The sequence below is a fragment of the Arthrobacter sp. DualSoilB13 genome (genome assembly GCF_055389195.1).
The window spans coordinates 3,630,271-3,656,158 of the sequence record NZ_AP035865.1 but is presented as its reverse complement, the minus strand read 5'-3'; the positions used below and the strand labels follow the sequence as shown (position 1 = coordinate 3,656,158).

General features: G+C 63.4%; 29 protein-coding genes and 1 riboswitch. Of the genes, 13 read left to right on the top strand and 16 right to left on the bottom strand.

Annotated features, from left to right (window positions below; genetic code table 11):
• The first annotated feature begins 84 nt into the window (after positions 1-84).
• Complete coding sequence (locus ACZ5J0_RS16860) at positions 85-1,035, top strand: type IV toxin-antitoxin system AbiEi family antitoxin domain-containing protein (protein ID WP_464093623.1); 951 nt, start codon at positions 85-87, stop codon at positions 1,033-1,035.
• Between the two features lie 101 nt (positions 1,036-1,136).
• Here the strand turns inward: ACZ5J0_RS16860 and ACZ5J0_RS16855 are convergent, their stop codons facing one another.
• Entirely contained in the window at positions 1,137-1,649 is a 513-nt protein-coding gene (locus ACZ5J0_RS16855) for a COG4315 family predicted lipoprotein (protein ID WP_464093622.1), read from the bottom strand.
• A 145-nt stretch (positions 1,650-1,794) separates the two neighbouring features.
• Here ACZ5J0_RS16855 and ACZ5J0_RS16850 point away from each other — a divergent pair, with 145 nt between their 5' ends.
• Positions 1,795-2,292 (top strand): sigma-70 family RNA polymerase sigma factor, encoded by a 498-nt coding sequence (locus tag ACZ5J0_RS16850; protein ID WP_142937857.1) that lies wholly within the window; start codon positions 1,795-1,797, stop codon positions 2,290-2,292.
• Entirely contained in the window at positions 2,289-2,963 is a 675-nt protein-coding gene (locus tag ACZ5J0_RS16845) for an anti-sigma factor family protein (RefSeq protein ID WP_464093621.1), read from the top strand. The genes ACZ5J0_RS16850 and ACZ5J0_RS16845 overlap by 4 nt, the downstream gene beginning before the upstream one ends.
• A gap of 3 nt (positions 2,964-2,966) precedes the next feature.
• Here ACZ5J0_RS16845 and ACZ5J0_RS16840 read toward each other — a convergent pair whose 3' ends face one another.
• Genes ACZ5J0_RS16840 through trmB form a run of 3 tightly spaced genes read right to left on the bottom strand, consistent with a single transcriptional unit; the run spans position 2,967 to position 4,781 of the window.
• Positions 2,967-3,461, bottom strand: coding sequence for a type II toxin-antitoxin system RatA family toxin (locus ACZ5J0_RS16840; protein ID WP_464093620.1), 495 nt, complete (start codon positions 3,459-3,461; stop codon positions 2,967-2,969).
• A complete protein-coding gene (locus tag ACZ5J0_RS16835; protein ID WP_464093619.1) occupies positions 3,462-3,854 on the bottom strand; it encodes a hypothetical protein in 393 nt (130 codons plus the stop codon).
• A 21-nt stretch (positions 3,855-3,875) separates the two neighbouring features.
• Positions 3,876-4,781 carry a tRNA (guanosine(46)-N7)-methyltransferase TrmB gene (trmB, locus tag ACZ5J0_RS16830; protein ID WP_166842262.1) on the bottom strand — a complete coding sequence of 302 codons (906 nt, stop codon included), beginning with the start codon at positions 4,779-4,781 and terminating at the stop codon, positions 3,876-3,878.
• Between the two features lie 116 nt (positions 4,782-4,897).
• On the opposite strand from trmB, the gene ACZ5J0_RS16825 reads away from it, so the two are divergent.
• The 3 genes from ACZ5J0_RS16825 to ACZ5J0_RS16815 all read left to right on the top strand — a co-directional run bounded on the left by ACZ5J0_RS16825 (position 4,898) and on the right by ACZ5J0_RS16815 (position 7,043).
• Positions 4,898-5,137: a DUF1272 domain-containing protein gene (locus tag ACZ5J0_RS16825; RefSeq protein WP_166842263.1), complete on the top strand. Its 240-nt coding sequence runs from the start codon at positions 4,898-4,900 to the stop codon at positions 5,135-5,137.
• Entirely contained in the window at positions 5,134-5,694 is a 561-nt protein-coding gene (locus ACZ5J0_RS16820; protein ID WP_166842264.1) for a pyridoxamine 5'-phosphate oxidase family protein, read from the top strand. The genes ACZ5J0_RS16825 and ACZ5J0_RS16820 overlap by 4 nt, the downstream gene beginning before the upstream one ends.
• Before the next feature lie 71 nt (positions 5,695-5,765).
• Positions 5,766-7,043 carry a CynX/NimT family MFS transporter gene (locus ACZ5J0_RS16815; protein WP_464093618.1) on the top strand — a complete coding sequence of 426 codons (1,278 nt, stop codon included), beginning with the start codon at positions 5,766-5,768 and terminating at the stop codon, positions 7,041-7,043.
• A 76-nt stretch (positions 7,044-7,119) separates the two neighbouring features.
• On the opposite strand, the gene ACZ5J0_RS16810 is transcribed toward ACZ5J0_RS16815, so the two are convergent.
• Positions 7,120-8,412 carry an MFS transporter gene (locus ACZ5J0_RS16810; RefSeq protein WP_464093617.1) on the bottom strand — a complete coding sequence of 431 codons (1,293 nt, stop codon included), beginning with the start codon at positions 8,410-8,412 and terminating at the stop codon, positions 7,120-7,122.
• A gap of 30 nt (positions 8,413-8,442) precedes the next feature.
• The gene (locus ACZ5J0_RS16805; RefSeq protein WP_464093616.1) at positions 8,443-9,660 is read right to left on the bottom strand and encodes a M20 metallopeptidase family protein; all 1,218 of its coding nucleotides are present in this window, start codon (positions 9,658-9,660) and stop codon (positions 8,443-8,445) included.
• A gap of 140 nt (positions 9,661-9,800) precedes the next feature.
• Here ACZ5J0_RS16805 and ACZ5J0_RS16800 point away from each other — a divergent pair, with 140 nt between their 5' ends.
• Positions 9,801-10,832 carry an Lrp/AsnC family transcriptional regulator gene (locus ACZ5J0_RS16800; protein ID WP_464093615.1) on the top strand — a complete coding sequence of 344 codons (1,032 nt, stop codon included), beginning with the start codon at positions 9,801-9,803 and terminating at the stop codon, positions 10,830-10,832.
• Positions 10,833-10,844: 12 nt separating this feature from the next.
• On the opposite strand, the gene ACZ5J0_RS16795 is transcribed toward ACZ5J0_RS16800, so the two are convergent.
• Positions 10,845-11,579, bottom strand: a complete 735-nt coding sequence (locus ACZ5J0_RS16795; RefSeq protein WP_464093614.1) for an SAM-dependent methyltransferase — start codon at positions 11,577-11,579, stop codon at positions 10,845-10,847.
• Between the two features lie 45 nt (positions 11,580-11,624).
• Positions 11,625-12,080, bottom strand: a complete 456-nt coding sequence (gene soxR, locus ACZ5J0_RS16790) for a redox-sensitive transcriptional activator SoxR (protein WP_142937869.1) — start codon at positions 12,078-12,080, stop codon at positions 11,625-11,627.
• A gap of 65 nt (positions 12,081-12,145) precedes the next feature.
• Here soxR and ACZ5J0_RS16785 point away from each other — a divergent pair, with 65 nt between their 5' ends.
• Positions 12,146-13,537, top strand: a complete 1,392-nt coding sequence (locus tag ACZ5J0_RS16785; protein WP_464093613.1) for an MFS transporter — start codon at positions 12,146-12,148, stop codon at positions 13,535-13,537.
• Between the two features lie 421 nt (positions 13,538-13,958).
• Complete coding sequence (locus tag ACZ5J0_RS16780; protein WP_464093612.1) at positions 13,959-15,680, top strand: DEAD/DEAH box helicase; 1,722 nt, start codon at positions 13,959-13,961, stop codon at positions 15,678-15,680.
• Positions 15,681-15,748: 68 nt separating this feature from the next.
• On the opposite strand, the gene ACZ5J0_RS16775 is transcribed toward ACZ5J0_RS16780, so the two are convergent.
• The 5 genes from ACZ5J0_RS16775 to ACZ5J0_RS16755 all read right to left on the bottom strand — a co-directional run bounded on the left by ACZ5J0_RS16775 (position 15,749) and on the right by ACZ5J0_RS16755 (position 19,097).
• Complete coding sequence (locus ACZ5J0_RS16775; RefSeq protein WP_223940988.1) at positions 15,749-16,399, bottom strand: MBL fold metallo-hydrolase; 651 nt, start codon at positions 16,397-16,399, stop codon at positions 15,749-15,751.
• A 4-nt stretch (positions 16,400-16,403) separates the two neighbouring features.
• The gene (locus ACZ5J0_RS16770; protein WP_464093611.1) at positions 16,404-17,408 is read right to left on the bottom strand and encodes an aldo/keto reductase; all 1,005 of its coding nucleotides are present in this window, start codon (positions 17,406-17,408) and stop codon (positions 16,404-16,406) included.
• Between the two features lie 207 nt (positions 17,409-17,615).
• Positions 17,616-17,999: a DMT family transporter gene (locus ACZ5J0_RS16765; RefSeq protein WP_464093610.1), complete on the bottom strand. Its 384-nt coding sequence runs from the start codon at positions 17,997-17,999 to the stop codon at positions 17,616-17,618.
• 2 nt (positions 18,000-18,001) lie between these two features.
• A complete protein-coding gene (locus ACZ5J0_RS16760) occupies positions 18,002-18,316 on the bottom strand; it encodes a DMT family transporter (protein ID WP_166842273.1) in 315 nt (104 codons plus the stop codon).
• A gap of 10 nt (positions 18,317-18,326) precedes the next feature.
• Positions 18,327-18,392, bottom strand: a riboswitch (guanidine-III (ykkC-III) riboswitch).
• Positions 18,393-18,449: 57 nt separating this feature from the next.
• Positions 18,450-19,097: a HutD/Ves family protein gene (locus ACZ5J0_RS16755; RefSeq protein ID WP_464093609.1), complete on the bottom strand. Its 648-nt coding sequence runs from the start codon at positions 19,095-19,097 to the stop codon at positions 18,450-18,452.
• Positions 19,098-19,194: 97 nt separating this feature from the next.
• On the opposite strand from ACZ5J0_RS16755, the gene ACZ5J0_RS16750 reads away from it, so the two are divergent.
• From ACZ5J0_RS16750 to ACZ5J0_RS16740, 3 genes are all read left to right on the top strand, one after another.
• On the top strand, positions 19,195-19,791 hold the full coding sequence (locus ACZ5J0_RS16750; protein WP_464094745.1) for a phosphoribosylanthranilate isomerase: 597 nt from the start codon (positions 19,195-19,197) through the stop codon (positions 19,789-19,791).
• A gap of 260 nt (positions 19,792-20,051) precedes the next feature.
• Positions 20,052-20,504: an SRPBCC family protein gene (locus ACZ5J0_RS16745; RefSeq protein WP_142937877.1), complete on the top strand. Its 453-nt coding sequence runs from the start codon at positions 20,052-20,054 to the stop codon at positions 20,502-20,504.
• Positions 20,505-20,599: 95 nt separating this feature from the next.
• The gene (locus ACZ5J0_RS16740; RefSeq protein ID WP_062068115.1) at positions 20,600-21,001 is read left to right on the top strand and encodes a YccF domain-containing protein; all 402 of its coding nucleotides are present in this window, start codon (positions 20,600-20,602) and stop codon (positions 20,999-21,001) included.
• 13 nt (positions 21,002-21,014) lie between these two features.
• Here ACZ5J0_RS16740 and ACZ5J0_RS16735 read toward each other — a convergent pair whose 3' ends face one another.
• Positions 21,015-22,676 carry a sialidase family protein gene (locus ACZ5J0_RS16735; protein WP_464093608.1) on the bottom strand — a complete coding sequence of 554 codons (1,662 nt, stop codon included), beginning with the start codon at positions 22,674-22,676 and terminating at the stop codon, positions 21,015-21,017.
• 60 nt (positions 22,677-22,736) lie between these two features.
• Between ACZ5J0_RS16735 and ACZ5J0_RS16730 the strand changes: the two genes are divergently transcribed.
• A complete protein-coding gene (locus tag ACZ5J0_RS16730; RefSeq protein ID WP_142937879.1) occupies positions 22,737-23,243 on the top strand; it encodes a hypothetical protein in 507 nt (168 codons plus the stop codon).
• A gap of 35 nt (positions 23,244-23,278) precedes the next feature.
• Here the strand turns inward: ACZ5J0_RS16730 and ACZ5J0_RS16725 are convergent, their stop codons facing one another.
• Together ACZ5J0_RS16725 and ACZ5J0_RS16720 are read right to left on the bottom strand one after the other, a co-directional pair.
• Positions 23,279-24,148, bottom strand: coding sequence for a DUF4031 domain-containing protein (locus tag ACZ5J0_RS16725; protein WP_250820262.1), 870 nt, complete (start codon positions 24,146-24,148; stop codon positions 23,279-23,281).
• Positions 24,149-24,280: 132 nt separating this feature from the next.
• Positions 24,281-25,615 (bottom strand): FAD-binding oxidoreductase, encoded by a 1,335-nt coding sequence (locus ACZ5J0_RS16720; RefSeq protein WP_464093607.1) that lies wholly within the window; start codon positions 25,613-25,615, stop codon positions 24,281-24,283.
• Positions 25,616-25,888 lie beyond the last annotated feature (273 nt).

Here is a 25,888-nt window from a genome sequence, read left to right as displayed (position 1 = left end):
CATTCCCGGAGTTTCGGCGCGGCACTTTCCACATAGCCGGAAATGCCCGTTCCGGCCACGGTCCGCGGTGGCCAAGCTGAACCGATGAACACACCTTCAACGCGCAAAGGCGACACCCCGGCGGCCTCGGCACTACCTTCGCGGGGCCACATGTGGAGAACAGACGAGTTACTCCGTTTCGGTCTCAACAGTCGAAATATCAAGGCCTTGGTGGACTCCGGCGAACTGCTTCGCTTGAGATATGGCTGCTATATCAGGAGTGATACATGGAACGCCTTGGGCCCCAGGCGGCAGGCTTTGGAGCGGATTCTGGCGCACGCTCATGGGACTCTGACGTCGTCAACGGGAGGTTTCGTCTACAGCCATCTGTCGGCGGCACGACTCCACGGTCTCTTCGTATGGGGTGTTGATGACAAGGTTCATATCCTTCACTCCGCCCGGCCTTCCTCTGACCGTTCGGGGAAGGACGTTAGAGGACACACGCAAAGCTTTACCGAAGACGATGTTGTGGTGGTTCAGGGTTTGCGGGTGACTACGCTTGAGCGCACGATGTCTGACTGCGCCAGGATGCTGAGTTATCCGAAAGCGCTGGTGATCCTGGACCATGGATTGCGTGTGGGCGCAGACCACAGGGTACTTTCCCAGCTGGCGGCAGTTTCGGCCGGAAAACGCGGTGTCCGCACACTGCGCAAGGCCTTGGACAACGCGGATCCACGCTCCGAGTCTGCGGGAGAAACGCTAACCCGTGAGTTGATGCAGCGGCTGCGCATCAGGCCTCCACAGCCGCAGTTTGAGGTGCAGTCCCGCCTGGGTCGACATCGCATGGATTTCGCTTGGGAAGAGGAGAAACTAGCTCTGGAGTTTGACGGGCGGACAAAGTACTTCGACTTCGCGCCCACCAACGAGGTCATCTTCCAAGAGCGGCGTCGGGAAAAGGCGCTCGTCGAGGAGGGGTGGCGGTTTATCCGGGTCGAGTGGAAGGACTTGTTTCAAGAGCGTGCTTTCAAAGATCGCATCCTTCGTGCACTCGGGTGATGGGCCGTACCCCCAGTTCGCGGGAATCCTGCGTGCTCGCACGGAAACTTCCGGTGACGTGGCAGGCTTCCCGCGACCTCGGCGCGCTTCCAATGGCAGGCCTACTTGATCATCTCACCGGCAGGGCTGACCAGATACCAGACACCGCCCACGCCCTGACCTGTGACATCGCCGGGAGCTTTGTCCTTGACGTAGTAGTAGAGCGGCATGCCGTTGATTGTCACGTGCTTCTTCCCGTCAGGTGACGCGATGGTTCCCACGGTGCCCGTGACGCCCTCAACAGTGGGGGACTCCGACGTCGTAGTGAAAATAGGCCACGCGTCCAGGCAGGCCGCTGTGCAAGCACTGGTTCCCGAGTCCTTCACGTCTTTGGTGAAGAAGTAGAGGCTCATGCCTTTGCTGTCCACCACGATCTGGCCGGCGCTTGAAGACGCAACCTTCATCTCAGCACCGGCTGCAGCGCTGGCTGCCGGAGCGCTGGAGGTAGGTGCTGCGGGGGAGGTAGTGGCGGGCGGTGGTGCGGAGGTTGTGGTGGTTCCCGGACCTCCACCACATCCGGCCAGAGCGGCGGTCAGGATCAACGCACCGATTCCAAAAACCCATGGCTTCTTCATATCTAGCTCCTTTGACGAGCCGGCCGGGATGGGCCGGCGCTAACCACTACGACGCCGGTGGGGGAAGAATGGTTCATGAAGCTGAACCTTTTCCTTGCATGCATCGTCGTATAAGCGAAGGGGCAGCGGAGAGAAGGAGGTGGCTATGCCGTTGGATGAAGACGTGGTGGCTGCGATCTACCGCGAGCACGGCACGGCGCTGAAGCGCTTCGTTCTGAGTTGCACCTCGGACACCCACCAGGCCGATGACGTCGTTCAGGAAACCATCCTCAAGGTGTGGCAGCACGCTCCGCAGATCACGGGGAGTTTGCGCAGCTACCTCTTCCGGACGGCCCGCAACGTGATCATCGACAACTACAGGAAGGCTCAGCGCCGGCCCTCCGAGGCAGGCGAACAAGACCTCCCGGACCATCCTGCGACGGAACGCGTTGATGAACTCCTGAACCGAGTCCTCATGGAGGAGGCGCTGATCCGGCTCAGCCACGAACACCGCCAGGTTTTGGTGGCCCTTCACTACCAGCGGTTCACCGTCACCGAGGCAGCATTGCAGCTGAACATCCCGGCGGGAACCGTGAAATCCCGGGCTTTCTACGCCGTGAAAGCTCTCCGAACAATCCTTGATGAAATGGGGGTGGAACGATGAACGGCAACTCCGTCCACCACTTGCTGGGTGCCTACCTGCTGGGTGGCCTCGAGCCACAGGAAGCGCGCTTGTTTGAAGACCACCTCGCCGCATGCGCTCAATGCCGCCAAGAGTTGGAGCAACTGGAGAGCGTGCCCGCATTGCTTGACGCCGTTCCCGCAGCCGACGCCGTGGCACTGACCGTCGCCGGTGGCGCGAACGTACTCTCGCCATTGGAACCGAAACCCGAGATGCTTCCAGAGAAGGTCCTGGTTGACTTGTCGGTCCGTAGACGCAAATCACGACGCCGGTGGGCGGCTCTGGTGGGTGCCGTTGCCGCTGCCTGCCTTGCGGTTGGTTTTCTCGCCGGGCCGCTGCTGAATCAGCCGCCGAAACCGGACGCCAGCTATTCGGTTCAGTCAGACGACGGGCTGCAGTTGACCGTGGGCATGGTGAAGAAGAACTGGGGGACCGAGCTCGAGGTGGAGGGACGCAGCATGCCGCTTGAAGGGACCCTGTACTTGTGGGTGAAGGGCCGGGACGGTGCCGAGGAACGTACCTGCGGATGGACGGCCACGGCCAGCGGCCGGATCAAGATCACAGGTGCCACACCGGTGCAGTTGGCTGGCATCGCTGGTGTTGAGCTTCGCGACGAAGCCCAGAAAACGGTGGCCTCGATTTCGGTGCCGTGAGCCTTACCGGTCCGTAACCTCGTTGGCCTGGGCGCGGAGCTCTGCCACCAAGGCGTGGTCTTCGCAGGCCCGGGCAAACGCCTCGATCCGACGCTCAATTTCCCGGCCGAGCACCCAGCTGCCGATCCTCTCGGCTACGGGCTTCAGGAATGCGGGGCGGCAGGAAAAAGTGTACTTCCAGACTGCCCGTGTGCCGTCGCCGTCCGGGGCGAACCGCCAACCGCCTCCGAAGTTCTCAAAGAACCAAGGCCCGGAAACCATGGTCATACCAACATTCCGTGGAGGTGTGTAAGAGACGTATTCGCTGACCATTTTCAGGCCCATGCGCGAGACGGTCCGCGTCCGGACGCCTTTACCGGCTGCCGTGGCTCCGTCCAGAAAAGCCTGGGCTGAGATGAACGGATCCCATTTGAGCCTGAACTCACCGGTGGTCTGGGACAGTGCGAAGGCCATTTCCGGATCCAACCGAATGAACCGCTCGGCGCGTACCTGCGGCATTTAGAACCCCTGACCCGAGCCGAGCACCAGGAACACCATGAGGACAATGCCAAAGATGTTGACCGCCATGATGGCCAATCCGATGATGCCCGTAATGCGTCCTGCGTTCATGCGGCCGGCACGGAAGACGGCGATCAGCCCGCTCACCACAGCAACCAGGGCCAGTAGGACGGCGACACCCGCCAGGATGAGCGCACCAAACCACCAAGCGTCGTTGCCCTGGTTGTAGCGGCTAATTGATGAAGCAATGGCTGCAATGCCCAACGGAATGCTGACTACTGCCGCGATCGGCGAGAGCACGGCTGCGACGATGCTCGTGATCCCGGCGCCCAGCCCCCGGTTCCCGGAACGTTGCGGTTGCTGGTAGTAATCGATCGGTGGCTGGTAGCTCATGATTCCCCCAAAGTCCTGCGGTTAGATTTTGCGGTAGGTGAGATCAAAGATCATGCGCCCGGCCTCGTGGGCTTTGTTCTCGAAGCTTGTCCGGATCCGGCCATCGAACCGGGGAGCCCAGCCGCCTTCAACATCCACGCCCTCGTTCGGTCCGGTGTGCTCGGTGCTAACGGGCGCGCGACCTTCCCTGACCGGTGCACCGCCCACCACAGACTCGACGCCGGACTGCCACACCTGCGTTAGCGGGCTCTCTTCGCCGCTGCGCTCGCCTTCGTGCATATTCTCGAACTCTGTGGACCCTGCCAGCACTTCGCGAACGTGGACTGCGTAGTTGGACCAGTCGGTTGCGATGCGCCAGTAGCCGCCCGTGACCAGTGCCTTGGCAGCTACGGAAGCGAAGGCAGGCTGGATGAGCCGGCGCTTGTGGTGCCGTGCCTTGTGCCAAGGGTCCGGAAAGAACACCCAAAGCTCGCTGACCGACCCCTCCGGGAGCATCGACTCCAAGACCTCGGGAGCGTTGGCTTCCACCACGCGCACGTTGGTCAGCCCGCGGCTGTTGATCTTGATGATGGTGTTGGCCAGCCCCGGCGTGTAGACCTCTACGGCAAGGAAGTCCTTGTCCGGGTTCTGCTCCGCGGCGTGAACCACGGCGTCACCCAGGCCGGACCCGATCTCCACGATCAGGGGTGCCTTGCGTCCAAAGACTGCCTCGGCGTCGAAGGTGTAATCAGGGTGAACGGACGTATTGGCTACGTGGCGCGGCACCTGAATGGCCCAGCGCTCGGCGTGCTCTTCCCACGCGGCCTGCCTGCGGCCCTGCAAACGGGTGCCACGGCGCACGAAGCTGACCGGGCGGCCACCGTAGGTTCCGAAGGAGGCCTGGGTGCCGGGCGTGACGGGTCGCGGGGAATCTGGGGTTTCACTCATCACTTCCAGAATACTTGGGTTCGGATGCGAGTCTCCTCTGCGTTCCGGATCAGACGATCAGCGCCGGTCCACGGCCGTGGCAGGGAGAGTTGTGACCCTGTGGGTAGAGTTGCCTGATGCTTGAGATCCGCCCGAACTGTGAATGCTGCAACCGTGACATCCCGCCCTCTGGAGAGGCCTACATTTGTACGTTTGAGTGCACGTGGTGCCCGGACTGTGTTGACCGGTTCCCTCATCGGTCTTGCCCGAACTGCGGTGGAAACCTTCAGCTACGCCCTGTCCGGCCCGCTGCCGCCTTGGTCAACAATCCTGCCAGCACCACGCGGGTTGTTTCTCCCCGCTGTCTCGGGCAATGAATACAAGCGAGGAGACGCTGGAGCGGGTTCTGGGATCTCTGGTGGCGGCCACCAAAGGGCGCACCCCTTTTACGCTCGGTTTCCTGGGCACCACGGGAACGGACGGAGGAGCGCGGGTCCGTGCGGTCATCATCCGGGAGGTGGACCGCGCCGCTTACCGGGTCATGGTGGCCACCAACTCCTTGTCCCGTAAGGTCTCGGAGATTGGCCACCAGCCACGGGTGGCACTGACCTTGTACGACGACGAGCGCGGGGTTCAGCTGCGCATCAGAGGTGACGCTGCGGTGGTCGACGATGAGAAGGAACGACGCCGGGCATGGGAGCGGTTCAGCCCGAACAGCCGGCACCTTTATGCGTCCCGGCTGGTTCCGGGGACTCCCTGCCCGGATGAGCGTGTTGATGGCCCGGGTGATGTTGAGACGGCCATGGAGCGTTTTGCCTGGATCAGAATCGACATGACGGATCTGGACTGGTTGGACCTGTCGGGCGATGCCCACATCCGCTGGCAGTTCACCCGCGACGACGACGGCTGGCACGGACAGGAAATTGTTGCCTGAGATCCGGTCACATCCCGGGCAATGACTGCCAGCTGGGGGCTTAGGAATCACTGGCTGACAGAATAGGGCGGGTGACCTCCTCCAAGACCCCCGGCTACCCAGAGAAGTCTGTCCTCCCTGAGATCGCGGTGGACGCGGAGATCGACGAAGAGCCGGCACCCGATCCCACCCAGCTCCGAGGCAAGAGGGGCCTGGTTTACCTGGGCATCTGCCTGGTCCTGATCGGTCTAAACCTGCGGACGGTCTTCTCCAGCTTCTCCGCCGTCCTGCCGGAAATAACCTCCGACGCCGGTCTGCCGGGCTGGTCGCTGGTGGTCCTCACCACCGTGCCGGTGACGTTGCTGGGCGTCTTCGCCCCGCTCGCCCCCATTCTGGCCCGCAGGTTCGGCGCAGAACGGGTGCTCCTCGGGGCCATGGCTCTGCTTACCGCGGGGCTGGTGATCAGGCCCCTGGAGATCCCCGGCGCCGGACACCTCCCCGCACTCCTCGCCGGAACCGCCGCCTGCGGTGCTGCAATCGCCTTGTGCAATGTCCTTCTTCCCGGCGTCGTCAAAAGGGATTTCCCACACCGGCTTGGCCTGATGGGCGGCCTCTACACGACGGCGATCTGCGCTTCGGCCGCCCTTGGAGCGGGCTTCACGTATCCGGTGTTTACGGCAACCGGCCACTGGACTTCGGCGCTGTGGTTCTGGGCGGTGCCCGCCGCCGTCGTGCTTTTGCTCTTTCTGCCGCTGGCAATCCGGCAACCTTCCGTGAAGCACCAGGCAGTCCACGGCGGCGTGAACGTGTGGCGGTCAGCCGTGGCGTGGCAGGTGACGATGTTCATGGTGCTGCAGGCCATGATGTCGTTCAGCGTATTTGCGTGGATGGCGCCCATACTCCGCGACCGGGGGATCGACGGGGGAACGGCGGGGCTGATCGTGTCGGTGTCGATTGTGCTTCAGATGCTGGGCTCACTGTTTGCCCCTGCGCTGGCTACGCGTTTCAAGGACCAGCGGATCATCAACATGGTGGTGGCTCTGATGACGGGTGGCGGTTTTGCGCTCACGATCTTTGGCCCCACGGAACTCATCTGGATCTGGACCGGGCTCAACGGCCTGGGCCAGGGGTCGTTGACCGCCGTGGCCCTCACTATGATCATGGTCCGTACCCGCGACGCCCACACTGCCGCGCACCTGTCCGGAATGATGCAGGGCGTCGGCTACGGAGTGGGTTCCCTTGGCACGTTGATGGTGGGCCAGCTGCACCAAGCCACAGGAGGGTTCGCGGCCGCCGGAATCCTGTTCCTGGTGGTCGGTTCCCTGGCGGCCTTCTTCGGATACCGGGCCGGCCGCGACCGCTTCGTTTAACGTTGTGAGGCCCACTCTGCATCCCAAAAGCCCAGGGAAGAGCGCAGAGCGGGCCTCGCAACGAAATCCGGAGTAGTTAGACGGTGAGGTCCTTGCCCTTGGTCTCCGGGATAGAGAAGGCAAACGCGATGCCCACCAGAAGCAGGATCACTGCGTACACGTTGAACAGTTGAGCTTGCCCGATGGTGCCGAGCCACGTCTGCAGGTACGGAGCCGTGCCACCGAACACGGCGACGCAGATGGAGTACGGGACGCCGACGCCGATGGTGCGGATGTGCGTGGGGAAGAGCTCTGCGTAGACGGCCGGGACGATCGCAGCGCTGCCGGCGATGAAGAACAGCATCACGGACATGGACACTGCCAGCTGCCAGGGTGAGTCTTTGAGGAGCCACGTCATGGGGAAGTGCATGAGCGCGGCACCTGCGGAGGAAGCGATGATCACCGGTTTACGGCCGATGCGATCGGACAGTTTGCCCCAGAACGGCAGGGCGGCAATGAACACCACGTTGGCGATCACACCTGCCCAGAGCGCCTCTCCGCGGTCCATCTTCAGGGAGGTTGCAGCGTAGCTGGGTGCCACCACGCCCCAGATGTAGTACACAACGGTCAGGCCAACAGTGAGGCCGATGACCTGCATCGCCTGCTTGCGGTACTTCACGATCTGCGGCCAGATGGGCAAGCGCTTCTCGTTGGGAGTCTCAGCCTCAAAAGCCTCGGTTTCCTTCATCTTGGCCCGCATGAACAGGGCATAGATGCCCAGTGCGCCACCGATCAGGAACGGGATACGCCAACCCCATGCGCTCATGTCCTCCTTGCTCAGCACGTTGCTCAGGATCGCTCCCAGCAGCGTTCCGGCGAGGATGCCGGCAGTGCCGGAGGTGTAGATGAGGGTGGCCCAGAAGCCGCGGTGTTCCTTGGGCGCCATCTCGGACAAATACGTTTGCGACGACGGCAACTCGCCACCGTGCGCCAGGCCCTGGATGAGCCGGGCCACCAGAAGCGTCACCGAAGCGAAGGCTCCAACAGCAGCGAACGTTGGGGCGATGCCGATGAGGAGGCTGCCCACCGCGCCCAATGCCACAGCCACAGTCATGGATGTCTTGCGGCCAATCCTGTCGCCGATCCAGCCGAACACGAACCCACCGAACGGACGGGCAACGAACCCGACGGCGAAGATCGCCAAGGTGGACAGCACGGCTGAGGTGGGGTCGGCTTGGCTGAAGAGAGCACTCGCGATGAACGGCGAGAACGTGGCGTAGATTGCCCAGTCGTACCATTCAACGGCGTTGCCGATGCCGGTGCCACCCAGCGTGCGCATGTGGGATTTGTGGACCTTGACGTCGGGGGACGTTCCTACGGTGGTGCTCATGTGGTTCTCCAAGATCAGGCGGGCAGGGAGTTAGTTGCCGGCGAGGGCAGCGATGCGGGATACGGCAAGTTCGGCATACAGCGCCGCGCCGTCGGTGAGGACGCCGTCGTCGAACAGTGCGTACGGCGAGTGGTTGAACGGCGACGTCGTGTGGTCGGCGCCGGGGGCAACGGCGCTGAGCCCCACAAAGGTGCCCGGGACTTCGGCGAGGACGCGGGAGAAGTCCTCGGAACCGCTCAGGGGAGTTGCCATGCGGGTGTGGCGGGATTCGCCGAACATTCCGGCGATCACCTTCTCCGCGGTGGTGGTTTGGTCCTCGTCGTTGATGGTGAGGGGGTATTCCTCTTGGTAGTGCACGTCTGCCTCCAAACCGTGGGCTGCCGCGATGCCATGCAGAAGCCTGGGCACTGCTTCCATCATCTTGCGGCGGGACTCTTCGGAGAAGGTCCTGATGGTGGCTTCGATGCGGGCGGTCTCGGGGATGACGTTGCGCTTGGTTCCTGCATGCAGGACGCCGACGGTCAGGACTACGGGATCGAACATGTTGAACTGGCGCGTGACCATGACCTGGAGTGCGGTGACCATCTCGGCAGCGGCGGTGACGGGGTCCTTGGCGGAGTGGGGGGCGGAGCCGTGGCCGCCCGCGCCAAGCACGGTGACAACGAGTCCGTCGGAGGAGCTGAGCATGACGCCGGGCTTGGTGACGAACTGGCCATGCGGTTCGAGCGCGGAGAACACGTGCATTCCGTAGGCGGTGTCGGCGCGACGACCGGCAGCATCCAAAACGCCTTCCTTGATCATGTAGCTCGCACCGTCAAAGCCTTCTTCGCCGGGCTGGAACATGAGGATGACATCGCCGGCCAGCTGATCGCGACGCTCCGCGAGCAGGGTGGCCGCGCCGGCAAGCATTGAGGTGTGAAGATCATGGCCGCAAGCGTGCATCGCGTTGTCCACACGGGAGGTGTAGTCCACGCCGGTCCTCTCCTGCACAGGGAGTCCGTCCATGTCGGCGCGCAACAGCACCACCGGCTTCTCGGCTGAAGCGTGAGCTGCACCGCCGCGCAGAACCGCAGTGACCGACGTCGTCTCCTTGCCGAGGGTGATCTCATACGGAAGTCCGTCCAGCGCCTTGAGTACCTTCTCCTGCGTGCGGGGGAGCTGCAGCCCAATCTCCGGTTCGCGGTGGAGGTCGTGGCGGAGGCGGACGATGTCGTCCCGCAGTTCCTTGGCTTCGGAAGCAATGGTCATGAGTTCTCCTGTGGTGCTCGGGGATAGGTTCCTTATGCAATTCTGAGGTGATGTGATTCACATGCTGTGAAACATCTGGAAATATGCATATTCTCTACCCAAGCCGCAGGATTCATGCAGACATCTGGGACAATTAGCTCATGGAGCTCAGTGAAGAAGATCTTCGACTCATCAACGCCTTGCAGATATCGCCCCGGATCAGTTGGTCCGACGCCGGCGACGTCCTCGGCGTCCACGCCACCACCCTTGCGTCCCGGTGGGAGCGCATGCGGGCGTCAGGCGCAGCTTGGACCACCGCGCACCTGATGGGCGATCCAAAAGATATGTGCCTGGCCATGGTGGACATCGACTGCGAAATGCACCTCAGGCCGGACGTTACCTCGGCCGTCGCTCAGCTTCCCGAGGTGATCACCGTGGAAGAAGCTGCCAGCAACCGTGACCTCATGCTGACGGTGATCACCCAGGACCTGGGGCAATTCAGCACTCAGGTAGTGCCCAGGCTCAAGGAAATTCGAGGACTCACCAAGTACCACACAGCTCTCTGTACGCGGATTCATACCAGCGGCTACGCGTGGCGGCTCAACGTCCTCAGCAAAGCGGAACAACAAGCGCTCAAGGCGCTCGCCGGACCCGAATCAGCAAACCCGTACGACGCCACGGTGGCCCCACTCCCGGACACCCACTTGGCTCTCATCCCGTTCCTGGCTCGCGACGGACGGGCCACGGCAGCAGAAATCGCCCGTGCCCTGAACAGAAACCCCGCCACCGTCCAGCGGCAACTGGGCAGGGTCCTGAGCAGCCGGACGCTGTCCTTCCGCTGCGAAATCGCCCAACAATTCTCCGGCTTCCCTATCACGGTCCAGTGGTTCGCGAACGTGCCCGCAGGCGAGCACGAGGCCGCCGCAACGGAACTCAGGGCCATCCGTAACATCCGCTTCTCCGCATCCACCACGGGCCGCACCAACTTCACCATGATCATGTGGCTGCGATCCCTGGCGGACGTCATGGAAATGGAGCTCACCATCCAGCAACGGATCCCGGGCATCGAACTGGTGGAGAGCGTGGTCATGCTGAACACGGCCAAGCGCGTCGGCTGGATGCTGAACCCGGACTCCACCGCCACCGGAACAGTGGTGCCGCCCTACGGTGAGCTACTTCCGTCCGGTATTTAGACGCGCCGGTGTTTAGGCGTGCTTCCTTGCTCTCAGGACCGTGTCCAACGTGGTGCCGGACTCACCGTTAGGTCCTTCAATAGTCCGCGCCCTGTCCGTGAGGACCTCAACAAACCACGGCTCGCGGTCCAGCCGCAGGGCACCTGCCAATTGCTCCGGTGTGAAGAACATGCCGGACTCGTGATGGTGACTCCATGGAGGGAGCCCGTGCGGGTGATGACCCACGATCAGCAAGGTGCCACCGGGTGCGACGGCCGCAGCCGCTTTTGACGCCGAGTCCCGCCACGGCAACAAGGGGGAGTGCAGGAACTGTGCCGAGACCAAATCAAACACCGGCTCCGGCTCCCACTCGGTGAGGTCCTGCTGCTGCCACGTGATCCGGTCCGCGTGATCGGTCTCCGCTGCATGGGCTGCTGCCCGTTCAAGCGCGACGGCGGACACGTCCAGTGCGGTGACAGTCCAGCCCTGCTGTGCCAACCAGATAGCGTCGCCGCCTTCCCCGGAGCCCAGATCCAGCGCCTTCCCCGGCTTCAGTCCGGTAACCTCGGCAACCAGCTGCGGGTTGGGGTTCCCGCTCCAAATCTTGGCGCGCTCCCGGTACATGCCGTCCCACATGTCCACGGCATTGTCAGCGTCCTCGTGGAGGTTCAGGCCGCCCTGCTGAGAGCCATCATGGGTGTGCTGCGCCCCTTCATGGGCGTGCTGACCGTGGTGGTGAGTGCCGGCGTCGTGCGTTTGTTCAGTCATAACCCAAGCGTGCCGCGACGCTGCGCTCAAAGGCAATGCCTGTTGCTATTCCGGCAAAGTCCAACGCTGCGCGCCCGCACCGGAGGCTCCGAGCTCGTCCGACGGATTCTGCAGCGTGCACGACTTCAGGCTCAAGCAGCCGCAGCCGATGCACCCGTCCAGGTCATTGCGAAGGTGCTGGAGGGCTGCGATGCGCTGGTCCAGTTCCTCGCGCCACCGCTGGGAGAGCCTGGCCCAGTCGCGTTTGGTGGGTGTCCGGCCGTCAGGCAGGGAATCCAGCGCCTCGCGGATGTCCTTCAGGGGCAGGCCCACCCGTTGGGAGGTCTTGATGAACGCGACCCGCCGCAGCGTTTCGCGGCGGTAGCGCCGTTGGTTGCCGGCCGTCCGGTCTGCTTCGATGAGCCCGTTCCGCTCGTAAAAATGAAGGGCCGACGCCGACACTCCACTCCGCTCGGACAACTCACCGATAGTGAGGGGCCGGTGCGTTGTGGCTTGTTGCATGGGTTCGCTTTCCTGGCGGGCGGTGGATTGACCTCAACATTAGTTGAGGTTCTAGGCTGGCGTCCATGACCTCTGACACCTCAACGGCCGGGATACTGCGCCGCCCATACCTGCTGGCCACCGTGGGGGCGTGCGCGCTCGTGTTCCTGAGCGCGTTCGAGTCCCTCGCGGTGACCACCATCATGCCGCTCGTCAGCCGCGACCTGGACGGAGCCAGCCTCTACGCGCTGGCCTTCGCCGGCCCGCTTGCTACGGGCGTGATGGGCATGGTGGCCGCGGGTAACTGGTCGGATCGTCGTGGTCCCGCGGCGCCGCTGTACACCTCCGTAGCATTGTTCGTGGCTGGCCTGTTGATCGCCGGAATGGCCGGAACCATGGAAATGCTGGTGCTCGGACGCTTGGTCCAGGGACTTGGTGGCGGCGCAATGACCGTGGCCCTCTACGTCCTGGTGGCCCGCGTATACCCGCCTGTACTGCACCCTAAAATCTTTGCCGCCTTCGCCGCCTCCTGGGTGGTACCGTCCCTGATTGGTCCCTTTGCCGCGGGTGTGGTGGCCCAGCTCAGCAGTTGGCACTGGGTGTTCCTCGGGGTTGTGGGCCTGGTCATTCCTGCGCTGCTGATGGTGGTTCCGGCAGTGCGCGGGATGGATACGCGGCCTCCCGAGGAGCCTGTCCCCTGGGCCTTCGGCCGGATGGGGTGGGCGGCGCTCGCAGCCGCCGCCGTCCTCGGACTGAACCTGTCCGCAGAGGTTCCGGGCGTGGGTGGGGCGATTGCCGTCGTCGCTCTTGTCCTTGCTCTGGTGGCTGTCCGCCCGTTGGTTCCGCGGGGGACCCTCACTGCCCGGCGCGGCCTGCCCAGTGTGATCCTGGTGCGCGGTTTGGCATCGGCGGCGTTCTTCGGGGCCGAGGTGTATTTGCCGTATTTGCTGACTGAGCGCTACGCGTTCACCCCCACCTTCGCCGGGCTGACGCTGACTGGTGCCGCGTTGGCATGGGCCGGGGCGTCGGCCATTCAGGGGCGGCTCGGTGCCCGGCTGGCGGACGATCTCGCAGTGAAGATCGGAGCTCTCTTGGTACTGATAGCCATCATTTCGACACTGGTGACTGCGGCGTTTGCCCTGCCCGCGGCTGTGGCCATTGCCGGCTGGATCCTGGCCGGCGGCGGGATGGGGCTCATGTACCCGAGGCTCTCCGTGATGACGTTGGCGCTGTCCACAGAGGAGAACCAAGGCTTCAACAGTGCGGCCATGTCCATCTCCGATTCCCTCGGCGGGGCCCTGTCCCTTGCGGCAACGGGGCTCGTTTTCGCGGCTTTTGCGGCCAGCCCGTTCGCTGCGGTCTTTGCGCTTACCGCAGTGATCGCCGTCGTCGGGGTGGTCATTGCACCCAGGGTTGCCGCCCGCTCTGCCGCGCCCGTGCCTCGTGACTCCGAACCGGAGCTCACGCGCCACTCCTGACCCGTTGTGAGGCCTGCTCTGCATGGTTTGGGGGCCGTGAGCCATGCAAAGCGGGCCTCGCAACGCGGAGGGCGTGCGTTGTGAGGCCTACTCTGCATGGTTTGGGGGCCGTGAGCCATGCAAAGGCCCCGCAACGCGAGCCTGAACAGCCCCGATGCGGGCCCGCCGTGGAATCACTGCTAAGCTAGGAACACTTGATGTGCGGTGACGCCCTGAAGCAGGTGGCCGGAAAGGCTACGCGGCGGGGCATTTTTCATGTGAGAGGCACATCCTGCGTCGATGAACGCGTTCTATTTGGTCCCGGCCACCGCTGCTAAAGCGAATCGGTAGACCACCTGACTTTTCCTCGGCGAACCCCTGGCCCAACCGGCGTCGGGGGCCGATGTCCGCACCTGGACACCGCCCGAAAGACATGAAGTTTATGACTACTTTTGCTGCCCTTGGCACGCCCAAGCCCATTGCTGAATCCCTCGCCGCAGATGGCATCGAAGAGGCATTCCCCATCCAGGTCAAGACCCTCCCGGATACGCTCGCAGGCCGCGACGTCCTGGGCCGTGGCCGCACCGGTTCCGGTAAGACCATCGCCTTCGCCATCCCGCTCGTGGCCCGCTTGGCCGAGCGCGAAGCAAAGCACTTCCGCAAGCCCGGCCGCCCCATGGGCCTCGTCCTTGCACCGACCCGCGAACTGGCAACCCAGATCAACGCCACCATTGAGCCGCTGGCCAAGGCCATGGGCCTGAACACCACGGTCATCTACGGCGGCATCTCCCAGGCACGCCAGGAAAAGGCGCTGCGCGCCGGCGTCGACATCGTCATCGCCTGCCCGGGCCGCCTCGAAGACCTGATCCGCCAGCGCATCCTGACCCTCGAAGCTGTTGAGGTCACCGTGCTGGACGAGGCAGACCACATGGCTGACCTCGGCTTCCTCCCGGTAGTCAAGAAGCTCATGGACATGACCCCCACCCAGGGTCAGCGCCTGCTCTTCTCCGCGACGTTGGACAACGGTGTTGACAAGCTGGTCAACCGTTACCTCTCCAACCCGCTGACGCACTCCGTGGACGATCCCCAGGCCGCTGTCACCACCATGGAACACCACGTCCTGGTGGTCAACGATCAGACCGTCAAGAAGCAGCTCATTGTTGAACTGGCCTCCGGCGCCGGCCGCCGCGTCCTCTTCATGCGGACCAAGCACCACGCCCGCAAGCTCGCAAAGACCCTCACGGATGCCGGCATCCCCGCCGTCGACCTTCACGGCAACCTGTCGCAGAACGCCCGCGACCGTAACCTTGCCGAGTTCTCCAACGGTGACGTCCGCGTCCTGGTGGCCACCGACGTCGCAGCCCGCGGCGTGCACGTTGACGACGTCGAACTCGTCATCCACGTGGACCCGCCCACAGAGCACAAGGCTTACCTGCACCGCTCCGGCCGTACGGCCCGCGCCGGTTCCGATGGCACTGTGGTCACTCTGACGCTCCCCGAGCAGCAGAGCGACGTCAAGAAGCTCATGAAGGCTGCCGGCGTTGACGTTAGCTTCGAGCGCGTCACGGCGAACTCACCGCTGGTTTCCAAGCTCGTGGGCGACATCGCTGACAAGGTTGATCCCCGCACCCGTGCGGCCCTCCTTGCTGCGAAAACCCAGCAGGGTGGGGGCACCTCCACCGGCGCCAACGCCCAGCGCAAGCGCGCACGCCGCTCCGCGCAGGCGGCTCCCACCGCTGGTGGCCGCGGCGGTCGCAACGGTCGCGGCAAGGTTGGGGCTGAGCCGGTTCGTACGGACACCAACCGTGCAGATCGTCGCGCAGCAATGAACGACGACGTCGCACGCAGCCCCCGCGGTCGCGGCAAGGCCGGCGCTACTCACCGCAATGACGTTCCCGGCTCGCAGGGCCAGAACGGCCGCAGCGGACGTCCGGCTACCGGACAGCGCTCAGCTTCGGCTCCGCGCACGGCATCCACCACGAGCACCCGTACCGGCGGAAACAAGGCCGTTTGGTCTTCCGCAACGGGCGCTACGTCCGGCGGATCCTACGGTTCAGGTGCTTCCGGCAACTCCGGTCGCGGTGGCTCGGGCGCAGGTCGTCCGGCACGCAGCGGCCCGCGTCGTGCATCGGCTCCCGCGTCCAACGAGCGTCGCGGCCGCTAAGTCTCGCGTTGTGAGGCCCGCTCTGCACCCTATTCCTTGGGTTTAGGACGCAGAGCAGGCCCCGCAAGTTACCAGCCTCGGGCGCGCCACTCCTCAAGGTGTGGCCGCTCGGCACCCAGTGTCGTGGGCAATCCATGGCCCGGGTGAACCAGGGTTTCGTCCGGATAAGCGTCGAACAGTCGCTCCTGCACGTCGTTCAACAGAGAAGTGAAGCGTGCGGAATCGTTCTGTGTGTTGCCGACGCCACCCGGAAACAACGAGTCGCCACTGAAAATGTGGGCCGGCCCGTCCGGATCCTGGTAAACGAAAGCGATCGAGCCCGGGGTGTGTCCACGCAGGTGGACCGCCGTGAGCTCAACATCGTCAAACCGCTCAACGTCGCCGTGACCAAGGCGGACATCCACCGGAACCGGCAACGCATCGGCGTCGTCTGCTCCAGCTGAGGTGCTTGCGCTGGTGACGGCGACCAACTCAGGCAGCGCACGGACGTGGTCCCAGTGCTGGTGGGTGGTGGCAATCCTGGCCAGTTTGGGCTGCGCGGCCGTGTCAGCGGCACTGTCCATCAGAAGCTGCTGAATGGCAGGGAGGTCGTCGGCGGCATCGATCAGCACCTGCGTACCCGTGGACTTGGAAGTCAACAGATACACGTTGTTGTTCATCTCGCTGACAGAAATGCGGCGGATAGTGACGTCACGCAGTGAGTGAATAAGTGAATCCATTCGTTCAGCCTACGTTCTTGGCTTCGCGGCCCTGTGACACCCAGTTGGGGTCGGCGGATCGTGAACCCACGACGGCGGCCGCTGCTTGGTCGAGTACCTCAAGATGTGCTGTCCCCAGTTGCAGGGACAGTGCCCCCAGGTTCTCGTCGATCCGGTGCGTCTTGCGCGTGCCGGGGATGGGAACCACCGAAATCCCGAGGCGCTGACCTTGGGTGAACAGCCAAGCCAGGGCTACCTGGGCCGGAGTTGCATCCAGCCCGCTGGCTACCTCGCGAACCGCGGCCACGACGGCCTGGTTCGCATCAAGTGCCTCATCACCAAAACGGGGGATCTTATGGCGGAAGTCATTTTCCCCAAGGTCGCCCGCGCTGACGGTTCCCGTGAGGAACCCGCGGCCAAGCGGCGAATAAGGCACAAACCCGACGCCAAGTTCCTTGGCTGCAGGAACAACGTTGAATTCAACATCCCTGCTCCAGATTGACCATTCACTCTGGACCGCGGCAATGGGATGGACAGCGTTGGCCTGCCTGAGCTCCTCGGCTGTCACTTCAGACAGTCCCAGGTGCCGGACCTTGCCCTCTCGGACCAGCTCCGCCATGGCCTCCACGGTTTCCACTATCGGAACGCGGAGGTCACGGCGGTGCATGTAGTAGAGGTCAATAACGTCAGTGCCCAGACGGCGGAGGCTCGCTTCCGCCGCTTGCCTGATGTAGGGCGCATCCCCGCGGACTCCCGTGTACCCGTCCGCGGGGTTGCCCTCAATTCCAAACTTTGTGGCTACTTGGATGTCGTCGCGCCGCTCCTTCAAGAGCCTGCCTACGAGTTCCTCGTTGCTGCCTGCGCCGTATACATCTGCGGTGTCGATGAACGTAATACCGGCGTCCACCGCGTGCCGCAGCGTTTTGAGCCCTTCATCAGGCTCGATTCCGCCATAGACCGGGGTCAGGGCCATTCCGCCGAAACCGAGCTGGCTTACAGTGAGGCCATCGCCGAGTTGAACTTCAGTCATGAACTTCTCCAATACGCGTAGGTGTTCCAGAGTGCCCTTTGATGGCGTGAACCCGGCTACGGGCGCGGGTATTCCTGCGCTCCTTCCCAGTTGGTCCGGTGTTGCCCGGTTTGTTGGCTCGACGGGTCCCGTATTTCCGGGGTTTCCGTTTGCTGGTGGAGGGGTGCTGGGGGAAGCAACCGGGATGGAGCGCTGCGGTGTAGGAGACTACTCGGCCTTGGCGGTTGCTTTCTCAGCAGGCAACGCCTTCAAACCAGCAGCACAGCCCACGATTCCCGCGATGAACAGCAACTTGAGCGGGCTGGCAGATTCAACACCCGTGATCATGGCCCAGCCAACGGTCAGTGCCGCACCAACACCCACCCACACTGCATAAGCAGTGCCGAGGGGGATGCGTTTGACGGCAATGCCCAGCCCCAGCATGCTGAGGACGGCAGTGACGGCGAAAACCACCGTTGGCGTGAGTTGCGTAAAGCCGCTGGACAGGCCCAAAGCGGTGGCCCATACGGCTTCGAGCAGAGCTGAAGCCAAGAGGATGATCCAGAAGATTCCGTTGCCGGTGTTCTTAGTGCTTCCAGTGTTCTCAGTCATGGCTACGCCACCACCTTCAGGCCAATGACACATGCGCCGATGCCCGCAAGCAAAAGCAGCCGGGCCGTCGTCGCGCGTTCAACTTTGGTGACCATGGCGTACGTGGCGGTCAGGACCACGCCCACGCCAACCCACACTGCATAAGCCGTGCCCGTGGGAATGGATTGCATCGCAATGGCGAGTCCGGCCATGCTGGCTACAACGGACACCAGGAATACAACGGTGGGGACAGGTTTGCGGAAGCCTTTGGAACGGTGAAGAGCCGCAGCCCACACGGCTTCGAGTGCTCCGGAGAGAATCAGAATTATCCACGACATGACATTTTCCTTTGGCCAGTCTTGTCGCATGCCGGGTACTGAACCGTCGTCCGGAGGTTCCAGAGGGGAACCTTCATTTCAGGCTAGCAACTCCCATGCGGGGTGGCCACTTCTGGTGGTTAACCTCACCGGTTCAGGAATGCGACGGCTCCACGTGATCGATCGAGATCACCGCTACGAAGCCCCGGCCTGAGATCTCGGGACTGCGGATATCCGAGCCAACCACGGCGTCGTATCTGGACAACTCGACAGGTTCGCTGACGCTGGGTGCCCCACCGTCGTCGTCGGACTTTCCCTCCACAGCGATGTGTTCCTCCACAGCCGCGCCGGGCGCCACCGTGGCCTTGCCCTCAAGCAGGACGGCCAACTGGCCCTCGAAGACCGGGTGCGCGCGTTTCTTGGAGATCTCCACAATGGAGGTGTAGCCCTTGAAAGCGCCGGCGCGTGCGATGACGTTCAAGTCCCGGATGTCACCGGTGGGGAGGGCGGCCGATGAAGCGGCTTCCCCCGAGAAGCGGAACGGACGGTATCTCTCCAAGGGGTGCTCAGCGCCGTCCACGGTGAGGAGCAGCAGTTCACCGTCGATGATGGTGATGACCCGCTCCATGCCCGGAAAGACAGAAAATTCGCCCGCCTTGGAAACGTCCGCGATGCTGACGCGCCAATCCCAGGCGCCGTCCTGTGCGGAGGCAGCCTTCGGATGGCTGGCGAGTTCGCGCGTCACCCCGCCCCCATTACGCCACGGTTCGGGACGGATGTCGGCAAAGCGGATAATCTCCATTCGACCAGCCTAGTGGTGGACGCGGCTTCTGCGTTGGCTTTGCAGCTTGCTAACGTCATATGTGGAAAACGTTCTGACTACGGCTGGAGGCATGGGAATGTTCGTCAAAGTGTGCGGCTTGAGCACGCCCGAATCCGTCCGTGAAGCGGTGGACTCCGGTGCCGACGCGGTCGGTTTCGTGCTCACCTCCAGCCCCCGCGAAGTCAGCCCGGACCAAGTGCGCATTTTGCTGCCGCTGGTGCCGGAGGGTGTCCATGCTGTGGGTGTTTTCCGGCATGAGGAAGCCGATGCGGCGGTGGCTACGGCTCGTGCCGCCGGCCTCGAATGGGTGCAATTGCACGGTCACCGGACAGCCAACGACGTCACAACAGTGCACGACGGCGGGATGCGGCTCATCCGGGCCGTCACCATGGGTGCCTCGCAGGATGAGTTCGCTGATCTGGGCGAGGACATTTTCTTGATCGATGCCGCTCTTCCCGGCTCAGGGGAGTCGTGGGACTACGCCTCCGTGCGCGCAAAAGAGCTCGATGGGCGCGAGTGGCTCCTTGCCGGCGGTCTCGAATCCGGAAACGTAGCTTTCGCCGCCGCCGCAGCCGGCGCATGGGGAGTGGACGTGTCTTCCGGCGTCGAGGAATCCCGCGGTGTGAAGGACCTGGCCAAGATCCGCGCTTTCGTCGAAGCAGCCAAGGCCTGACGCTCTCTCACTTCTCGTTGGCTTTTCGCGGACGTTCTCGCACTTCCCGTTGGCTTTTCGCTGACGCTCTCGCAGTTCCCGTTCTTCCTGGTGGTGATGTGAGAAGGATCGGTGGAAACCCGCGATTTAGTGAGAGAGGATCGGTGGAAACCCGCGATTTAGTGAGAGAGGGTCTGCCTGTCGCGGGCACCCCCTAGACTCACTTCCAAGAGCACGATTAACCTCGAAACTTCGAACCCACGGAAGCCAGGAGTCACGCAATGAGCACGGAACAGTACACCCTGACCATGAGCCGCGAATTCGATGCTCCCCGCGAGAAGGTTTTCGAGGCCTGGATGGAGCCGGACAAGCTCACCCAGTGGTTCGGGCCCGTGGAAGTGGAGGCTCCCCGCGATCAGATCATCGTCGAGCCCCGGGTTGGCGGGGTTTGGCAGGTAGTGATGGTGTGGTCGGATGAGAACGGCGAGCAATCTGCCCCGATCGAAGCCACTATCTCCGAGCTGAACAGCCCGGCTCTTTTGGTGGCACAGGCCAAAGCCGCCCCGGACGCGGACCACGAGTACGAGGAAATGCACCTTGAATTCGAGGACCTCAACGGCCGAACCAAGATGAATCTCATACAGGGTCCGTTCGCTTCCGAAGAGTGGGTGGAAATGACGCGCGACGGCTGGGGCACCTCGTTCGACAAGCTGGATGCGCTCCTGGCTAGTTGAGGAACTGACCTGGGCCTGGGCGCCGCTGGAAGTCAGGGAAGATTCAGGGCAGACCCCTAGGCTTTTTGTCGGGCCTGCAGGGGAGAATGAAGACTATGAAAACGCTCCTTAACATCATCTGGCTTGTCTTCGGTGGGTTCTGGCTGGCCTTGGGTTACTTCGCGGCAGGCATCATTTGCTGCGTGCTCATCGTCACTATCCCGTGGGGCATCGCTTCGTTCCGGATCGGTGCTTACTGCCTGTGGCCCTTCGGCCAAATGGTGGTTGAGAAGCCGGGCGGTTCCGGGGTGTTTGCGCTCTTGGGCAACGTGATTTGGCTTCTGGTTGCAGGTATCTGGATTGCGATCGGTCACGTGGTCACGGCAGTTGCCATGGCCATCACCATCATCGGAATCCCGCTAGCCATCGCCAACCTGAAACTGATCCCGGTATCGCTGATGCCCCTCGGTAAGCAGATTGTGCCCACCAGCCAGCCGTTCGTGAGCACCTACCGCTAAGCAGCACCTACCGCTAAGACGCAACCACTGCGCCGGTGAGCAGGTCGAACCGGAAGGTGCGCTCCGAACGCACCCTTCCGGCGTCGGCCTCTGCCGTGAAAGTGAGGTCCAGCGTTTTCCGGGCCAGATCGGTCTCCGTGATGGTGTACGTCGGGGTGAAGTACAGCGCGTATTCGCCGGGTTGCAGGTCCGATGGCGGGAAACTGTCGGGGTTGTTGTGCGGTCCGAGAAGCACGACGCCGGCAGCCGGCTCGGTGCCGCGGTTGCGGATGCGTCCGGTGAAAGCCAAGATGTCCCCGGCCTTGTAGCCAGCGATGATGGGGCCGTAGTTGAGGTCTTGGGCTTCGCGGGTGCCAAGGACCTGGTTACCGGCGTAGCCTTGGCCGATTTCCTTCCAGGTCTGCACGTCCCATTCGCCATCGCTGTTGGCCGGAATCACGTGGTAGTCACCCGCGTTTTGCCATTCCGCAGGCCTGCCCGGAGTGATGGACCGCAGCTCCATGTCGAAGACGAGCCCCGCAGTGTCCGAAGAGTCCTGAACCTCTGCAGCTCGGTGAAGCTGCCCCGTCAGTTGCCGGGCAGGGATCGACGCGAACACGATCTCGCGGTAGCCGTGCCGCTCGTACAGCACCCCGATGTTTCCATTTGGCAGCCGCGTAACCGTCGAGTAAGCGGAACTGCCCTCGCACAGCAACAGCTTGGCCGGCCAGGTGGCGCCGTTGTCGGGGGAGAGGCTCAGGACCGTGTTCCGACGAAGATGAGGGTCCTGATTGTTGCTGGCGATCAGCCACTTGGAGGTCGCAGGTGTCGCGTAGGAATCAACGCTGGGAAGGCCGTCGAAGCGCGCCACGGAGCCGTTGTCACTGGGGTCGGGTAGTTCCGGGATGGCCTGCAGCGGGCTCCATGTTTGACCGCCGTCCTCGGACACAGCAGACAACCTGCACGGCGTTGCCCGCGAATGCAGGAGCAGCCGGCCATCGTCCAAGCACACAACCTTGTTTTCGTTGGGCCCAATGCCGCCGGGACCGGTTCCGATCATGTCTCCGAGGGACCAGGTCCCGCCGTGGTCGTCGCTGTATGCGGACGCCGCCATGATGGCTCCGTCTGCCAACAGCACATACTGTTGCACCAGCCGGCCTGCAAAAGGGCCGGTGTGTATCTGGATTCCCTGACCAGCCGCGGCGAACAGGCCAGTGACGGCACCGTGCTTGAGCTGTCCGGTGAGCCGGCGGTGTTGCCAGGTGTCGCCGTCGTCGTCTGAGAAGCTGACGTCCGCATGCTGCACTTCGTCCTCGGGCTCCAAGCCGGTGACGGCTTCGAAGAAGCCCGCATGCGTGCCTGCGGCGTGGAACATGAAAATCCGCCCGGTTTCCGTGTCGACCAGCAAGCTTGGATCGCCGAAGCCGTGGAGCCCCGAGCCCGTGCGCACAAGCTGCTGAGGCTCCCAGGTAATTCCGTTGTCGTAGCTGCGGCGCAGGAGAAGATCTATGGGATTGGGGAGGTCGTCCAAGTTGGGTCGGCCGTCGTAGGCAGCCAGCACGGTTCCCCGAGTACTGACGGCGAGGGCCGGGATGCGGTACTGGCGGTAGCCGCCCACGCCGCGGACAGCCAGGACGTGTTCGACGTCGGGTATAGCCAGCGGGAGTTTGGGGGAATCCAGGAGGTAGGAGGTCACACCTCCATGGTAGCCCCGGCCGCAAAGACCACCAGAAACGTTGACGAGTAATCTTGGCGGGTGACCACCAAAGCCCAGCCCAGCGCCCAGCACCGAGCCGAAGCACTCAAGGAGCGGGTCTATGTGACCTTCACCGGGCTGGCGGTTGTCCTCGCCCTGCAGTCGCACGCGGAGACACTCACTCCAGGGGAAGCCGCTTCGACGCTGGCCATCACAGTGGTGGGAACATTGCTGGCGGTGTTCGTGGCCGACTTCGTCTCGCACCTGGCCGTGCATGCGAAGACCCCCAGCCGTTCTGAGCTGGCGCATATGGCGCGGACCAGCTTTGGCGCCTTCGGGGCGATTGTTCTCCCATTGATCTTTATCGCGGTGGCTGCCATGGGCCGGTGGAGCGTCGAAACCTCATTGCGCGCATCAACGGTCGCCCTGATTACTGCCCTGGTCCTCATCGGCTATCTGGCGGTTCGCCGGGTGAAGATGTCTTGGTGGAAGAAGGTGATTGTGCTCGGTGCGGAGTTCCTCCTGGGCTTGGCAGTGGTAGGACTGGAACTCCTCGCGCACGGCTGAAGCGCGGAACTCGCGCGGGGCGTCGAGCGAACCGCTCACCCGAGTTCGCCGGTGAGGTTCCGTCGCGCGGCCGTCAACCAGAGTGCCTTGGCGCGTTCGCTGTGGAACAGGGGATCCAGCCTCAGGAGGTCACGTACGACGGCGGCGCGCCCCTTCGCGAAGTCGTCGTCACTGACGTGGGCGTAGTCTTCGCGGACGGCGGCACGATAGCGGGCATAGGACTGCTGGTCGCTGCCGAGCACCGAGAGGTCTGCGTCGCACAACATTGCACCCGCGTAGTCGCCTGTCTTTGGACTGTGTGTGGCGGTGAGCCGGACCAAGCGTGCCACCTCGGCCACCTCGTGCGGAGCCAAACCAGTGGACGTTAGCCGGTCCTCTGCCAAGCGAGCGGACTCTTCTTCGTCCTGCCCGGCCACACCTTCATAGACGGCATCGTGAAACCATGCTGCCAGCAGGACGGTTCGGGCAGGCTGGTCCGGTTCGGCCAGCACATCCAAGGCCTCAAGGACTGCCAGGAGATGTGTCCGGCTGTGGTACTTCCTGCGGTCCTCTCCCCAGCGTTCCAGCAACTCAAGGCCCAGCTCCTCGTGGCCGGGATAGGTGCTGTTCCATCGTTCCATTAAAGGTATTGTCAAGGCCTTGCTCCGTTCACGAGCGGGGATGCGGAGTCCGCTGGCTATGAGTTTGCGGACCAGGATGCGGGCCTCCACAGGGATGGCGCCCGCGGATACGAGGTCGTCGTATCGTCGTTCGGGGACGTCGTAGTGGTCTCCGTCGAAGGCTCGTTCGGGAACGCCGGCGGAGGCTGCGAACGAGTGCAGCTCTTCCAGCGACGTGTCCGAAACCAGGTGTGAAAAAACGGTTCCGTGCGCTGGCCACAAGGGCGGATCCACGTAGATGGCCATGGCCAAAGTGTAGTCCCGGACGATCCTTCCCAGTTGCCGGCCATCGGGACGTCTACCGCCGTGCTACCGTCCCGGAAGTACAGGCTTCACTGCCCGCGCTGATCACGGCAACTGGGAAGGAGTGCAGGAAACTCAGCGCTCGGCCGGCAGGATGTTCTGGTTGCCGCGGAACACGTTGTCGGGGTCGAACTCGCCCTTCACCAAGGACAGCCGGCGGTAGTTCTGTTCGCCGTAGGCCGCCATGATCCGGTCTTGACCCTCGTCACCAATGAAGTTCAGCCATACGCCGCCCGTGGTGTGGGGAGCGATGTCCTGCCGGAACTGTTTGACCCAAGCCTTGGCTTCCTGCCCGCCCTCACGGGTCTCGGACAGGCCGAACGGGTGGCTGACCCACGAGGCTCCGCGGTGTTGCAATGGTGTGTTCGCGGCAGCCGGTCCGCCCACGGCTCCGCCCCAACGAGCCACCAGCTGCTGCGAGTGCGGGCCTGGAAGGCGCTGTGCCGAGTCCACCAGGAGGTCCAGGGCAGCATCGGACAGTTCGTCGTGGTAGTCGGCGCTCCAGTAGTTGTAGAGGTCCGGAGGGTCATCGATCATGCATTGGAAGTCCGCGTATCCCATGGGTGAAACCAGGTCCACCGAGGGGCCGAGGTCCTTGAACGGCTTTGCATGCTCCTCGCCGGCCTCAAGATCGCCCGCGTAGATGTATGCCATCCCGACGGCGAGCTTGCCCACCATCTCTTCGGGGACGAACTCTTCCGGCGGGGCGGTGAGGTACACCAGTGCTGTCCCCACGGCGTCGGGTGCCTCCAAAGCAATCTGCCTGTAGGCGCGCGACAGATCCGGTGCGTCGTCCCCGGGGAACAGCATGAGGCCGGCCACCACCGAAGGTCCGAGGTCGTGGAGTTGGAACGTCAAGGACGTAGCCACGCCAAAGTTTCCGCCGCCTCCGTGGAGGGCCCAGAACAGCTCCGGATTCTCGTCCCGGCTGGCGGTCACGCGATCGCCGGAGGCTGTGACGAGGTCTACCGAGAGCAGGTTGTCGCACGCGAATCCGTATGAGCGCTCCAGCCATCCGGAACCACCGCCAAGTGTGAAGCCCGAAACTCCCGTGGTGGACGCGCGTCCGCCCGTCACGGCCAGCCCGTATTGCTGGGTTGCGCGGTCGAACTCGCCCCATGTGAGTCCGGCGCCGGCCGTGGCGGTCTTGGAATCGGGGTCCACGCTGATGGACTTCATGGGGCGGACGTCAATGACCAATCCGTTGTCGTTGGTAGACATGCCGGCCACCGAGTGCCCGCCCGAGCGCACGGCAACATCCAGATTGTGGTTGTGCGCATAGCGCAGCGCCTCGGCAACCTCGCCGGAATCCGAGCATTTGGCGATGACAGCCGGCCTGCGGTCGATCATCGCGTTGAAGAGTTTTCGGGCGTCGTCGTAGTCCGGGCTGTCCGGCCGAATCCATTCCATGGGACGTTCCTTTGAATATGAAACTCTCCCCTAGAACAGGGTACGGCGGCCGGTCCCCGTGGACCATGGGTAACGCAAAGAAGTACGACGACGGCGGCGCACCACTTTCCGCCATGCGCACCAGAGCTTAAGGGAGCGTCGGGCGGCATCGGATGCGCCAAGAATGCAAAAGGGTGCGGGCGACGGAAAAGGGTGCAGCCAACGGGCGGCCCGCTGTCCGCGGTCATCTTTTGTTTGCGGGTCATCAGGTGCCCCAGATCCGCAAATACGGCA